This window comes from Cupriavidus sp. CuC1 (genome assembly GCF_044627735.1).
In the GTDB taxonomy this organism is placed as follows: Bacteria; Pseudomonadota; Gammaproteobacteria; order Burkholderiales; family Burkholderiaceae; genus Cupriavidus; species Cupriavidus ulmosensis.
Genome location: NZ_JBIUHC010000303.1, coordinates 1 through 4618, shown reverse-complemented (window position 1 = coordinate 4618; position 4618 = coordinate 1). Strand labels below are relative to the sequence as shown.

The window sequence follows — 4618 nt, the reverse complement described above, 5'->3', positions numbered from 1 at the left end:
CAGTTGGGCGGCGCAAGCCGCGTCAACGAAGTGCGGATAAATCCAATGCTCAACTTTGAGCAGATTTTATGGAACAGCATTTAGTTTCAAGGATGCAGCATCTTGGGTTTTGCGAACGACAGAATTAAGTAGAACTTAATCGGCCCGGATATTGGCCAAAGGGCTCAGACCCTCTCCGGCCGCTAGAACCGATACCCCAGACCCAGCACCATCACATCGGAATCGCGGCTATTGGTCGTGACGGTGCGATGCCAGGAAAAGCGCGTGGTCCAGGACGGGCTGATGCGATAGCTCGCCGACATGGTGAACAAGCCGAGCGTGTGCGTGATGCCGCCGCCCTCGTCCCGGTCCCGCGCCACATAGGGCCCCAGTCCGATCCCGAGCGTCAGATGGTCATTGAAGAACGGCCGCACCAGCCAAGCCTGCGCTGCAACACCCTGCCGGCGCACAACCCGGGCATCGCCCTCGTTCAGATAGGTGGCAGTGAGGTCGACATAGGGCAGGATGCCACGCCGGTACTCCACCGCGAAAGCCGTACCGCTGGGTGAGTCGAAGTTGTTGATAATGGTGGTGCCACCGAAGACGGTCAGCTCGTTGTTGGTCGTATTGCCGGCATACGAAGGCGGTGGCACCACCGGACCATCCCTGCTCCCTCGATCGAGCTGATAGCCCACGCCGATCAGGAAGGTGTTGGTGTCGATGCTGCCAAATGCCTGCGCCCGGTTGTATCGCGCCTGCACGATCCACGGACCGCCGTTGATGTACCACGTGCCTGCCGCGCTGATCAGGATTCCCCAGCCGTGCTGGTCATTCACGCCGCCTTCGGCCGTTCTCACCGTGGTATCGAAATAGCGATAGGGACCGGCCCCAAGCGAGAAGGCAAAACGCCGGTCCGTCGACAGCAACCGTCCCCACAACTGCACGCTATGTCCGTCGCGATGATGGTTGGTGACGTGCCCTTCGTTCAGGTAAGAGAAGGAGGCGTAGACGTTGTCGGTCAGATTATGGGCGTACTCGTAGGTGTAGCCATAGGTTTTCTCTCCCAGCGACGGCGTCTGCTGCAGCCCGCCAAGTACGTAAAACTCCTGGGCGTGGGCCGCATGGGCGATGCCCATCAGCAACGCCACGCAGAGCGCGGCATGCATCAGGTGACGGCGGCCGTCCCATTGGCCCAGGCCAGACACAAGGCGAAGTTTCATGGGCGTCCTCTCCCAGGTTGCACATGCCAAGTGGCCATCATGCTTTGTTCCCCGAAGTGCTTCAAGCCCCTGCGGCGCCCACGCAACGTGATAGACGCGACGCGTCATCGTACTGCGCAGACGCCGGACACAGTCGGGTCCGCCCCCCCCCGCTTCGGCGAACCGCTAGCTAAGCCATATCGGCCACATTGCCGCAGCCTGCGCTGGCCGGTAGTTTGACCGGTTCAGGCGTCGCCCCGGTGTTCGTGACGATGGCGAAGGGCATCGGCGGGCCAACCCCATAGCCCTGCGCATAGTCCACCCCAAGCTCGCGCAGCCGCGCCAGCAGCGCCTCGTTTTCTACGTACTCGGCGATGGTCTGCTTGCCCATTGCGTGGCTGATCCGCTGGATCGCCTCCACCATCACCAGGTTGACCGGATCGTTGAGCATCTCCCGCACAAAACTGCCATCAATCTTCAAGTACTCTGCGGGCAGGTGCTTCAGATAGGTAAGCGAGGACATCCCGGTACCGAAATCGTCCAGCGCGAAGCGGCAACCCATTTCCTGCAACTGGCGGATAAACACGGCGGCCTGCGCCAGGTTGCCAATGGCCGCGGTCTCGGTAATCTCGAAACAGATCCCTTCGAGCGAGATGCCATGGTGCGCGGCCCGCTGGCGCACGTAACCGGGCAGCAGGTCGTCGCCAAGCGAGGCGGCCGACAGGTTCAGCCCGCACAACGCCACATCCCCAGGCAGAGCGATCTGGTGTCGCGCGAGCGCGGCAAAGCCGGCGTCGATCACCCAGCGGTCCAGCATCGGCATCAGGTTGTAGCGCTCGCACGCCGGGATGAACGCCATCGGTGGCACCAGCAGCCCGGCTTCATCCACCATGCGCAGCAGCAACTCGAGATGCCGGCCGCCGGCGCCGCTGGGCTGTAGCGGCACGATCTCCTGCGCATAGAGGCAAAAGCGCCCTGCCGCAAGGGCCGCATGTATCCGGCTCACCCACTCCATTTCGTCGTGACGCGTGCGCACCGCGTCATCCTGCGGCCGGTACACCTGAACGCGGTTCCGGCCACCTTCCTTGGCCATATAGCAGGCGGCGTCCGCAGCGCTCAGTGCTTCCTCCACCTGCGTCACCCCACTATCCAGGCTGATCAGGCCGATGCTGACCCCAAGTGAAAACGTACGCTGCCGGTGCACGAAGCGCCATTGCGCGATGCTCCGCCGCAGCGCTTCGGCTACGCGCTGGCCGGCGTGGGTGGGGCAGTGTTCCAGCAACACGCCGAACTCGTCGCCGCCTAGCCTTGCCAGCGTATCGCCCTTGCGCAACTGGCCACGCATCACCGAGGCGACCTGACTGATCAACTCATCCCCGGCGGCATGGCCGCACGTATCGTTAACTACCTTGAATTGGTCCAGGTCCAGATACATCAGGGTATGGCTGTCCGCCTCGCCGGGCGCCCGCGCCATCGCTGCGGCGAGCCGGCGCTCGAATTCGAGTCGGTTGACCAAGCCGGTCAAAGCATCATGGCTGGCCTCATAAGTGAGGCGCGCAGCGTGTTCGCGTTCACGGCTCATGTCGTGCAGCACCAGCACCACGCCGATGGCATTGCCCGCACGGCTACTGATCAGTGCCACCGAGGGCTTGACCGCGATCAGCGATCCCGCCCGCAGCACCAGCAGCAGCGCCGGGCGCTCCTTCCAGCGTCGTTCCAGCGCCGCCTCCACCAGATCCGATACCGGTGCATGCGTGACCTCGTCTTTCAGCATGCAGACCCGGTGCAGCGGCATGCCGATAGCCTCCTCGCTGCGCCATCCGGTCAATCGCTCTGCCGCAGGATTGAGAGAGTCGATCTGGCCGCAGACATCGGTAGTGATGACTGCGTCCCCGATCGCCTGCAGCGTCACCTGGGCACGCTCCTTCTCCGCGAAAATCTGGGCTTCCGAGCGCTTGTGGTCGGTGATATCGGTCAGCGAGCCCGCCATGCGCTGCACGCGGCCAGCGGCGGTGCGCACCAGGCGTCCGCGCGCGCGTACCCATAGATGGCTATTGGCCTTGGTGCGTAGGCGGAATTCAGCGTCGTAGGGCAGATCGCCCCGCAAATGCCGGCGCAACTGCAGCGGGAGGGCAGCAAAGTCGGCCGGGTGAACCAAGGCCAGTAGGGTTTCGCGCAACTGCGGCAGTTCCCCCGCCGTGTAGCCCAGCATGGCGGCACAGCGCGGCGAGAAATACAGTCCGCCGCTACGCACGTCCCAGTCCCACAGCCCGTCGTTGCTGCCGCTGACCGCCAGTTGCAAGCGCTCCTCGCTGTGCGCCAGTGCCTGCCTGAGTTGCCGCTCCTGACGCAGGGTGCGATTCGCGATCAGGATGCCTGGCAACAAAAGCAACGCCGCCACCGCAGCAATGCCGGGCAGCAAGAGCTCGCGCACGCGGCGCGACGCCTTGCCGAGCGCGTAGGAGAAGGCGGTCTCCAGCGGCGTCAGGCGCGCATCGATCATGCCAATTTGCTGCAGCAGCGGGCCGACGCAATTTGCGTCGCATGCGCCACCAGGAATCAGGGCGTGCAGGCGCCGGGCCTGTTCCTCCAGCGCCATCACTTCGGCATCGGCCTGCGCCCAGACCGAGACGGCCTGGTCAATCTCCGCCACATGACGGAAATGCCGAAACATACGAATCATGCCAGGGATGTCATCGACATGATTGCCGCCAGCGATCAATCCGGCGCGGACCTTCTCAAAGTCGGGATCGGCGCGCTCGAGCTCAAGCCGGGCCTGGCGATCACCCAGTGGCACCGCGATGGCGCGCAGATAGGCACCGAACGCTGTCTCATCGCCACTTTGCCCGTAGCGCAGCAACTGTAGCACCGCTTCCTTCTGGGCGTTGCTCCAAAGGCTTTCACCGCCGACGAAGGCGCGCGCCGCGGCCAGCATGTCGACACTTGCCATCCCCACCAACGCGAGCACTACCACAATCACCACGAAGGGCCAGATCACACGGAGCCGATGCTCGCTGGCGGGCGAGGGTTGGGAGGTCTGCCACATGGTTTCCTATTTGTGACGTAGCGCCACGCAACGCAGGCGACAAGTCGCATCCGGATCGACTGCTCACCTCATCCGATACTCGAGGGTGGGTGCCCTGGTATTTTGACTTGCAGGCCCCTGCCTGTCTTTAACTCAGACTGGTTAATTGAGGGCATGAACGGGTCGAATCGGTGTATCTACCGTCTTGGAGATGGGGTGCCTGGGATCCTGCGCACCGGAGGCGCACCGGACGGGGCGCCACGTTGACGCAAACTCACATTGCCCCGCCCCCGACCGGATATCATCAGTTTGCGCGGGAAACCTCGCCCTTCAGGGCAGGGATGGATAGCGCGGACGCCGAAGGCGTCCTCTCAAAGCGCCGGAACGATCTGGAATTGCTCAAAGTTGCAATGTC

General features: G+C 63.4%; 2 protein-coding genes. Both read right to left on the bottom strand.

Annotated features, from left to right (window positions below; genetic code table 11):
• Nucleotides 1-182 precede the first annotated feature (182 nt).
• Entirely contained in the window at nucleotides 183-1199 is a 1017-nt protein-coding gene (locus tag ACGLHR_RS50700) for a hypothetical protein (protein ID WP_400103560.1), read from the bottom strand.
• A gap of 169 nt (nucleotides 1200-1368) precedes the next feature.
• Nucleotides 1369-4224, bottom strand: a complete 2856-nt coding sequence (locus ACGLHR_RS50695; RefSeq protein WP_400103559.1) for an EAL domain-containing protein — start codon at nucleotides 4222-4224, stop codon at nucleotides 1369-1371.
• Nucleotides 4225-4618: the final 394 nt, after the last annotated feature.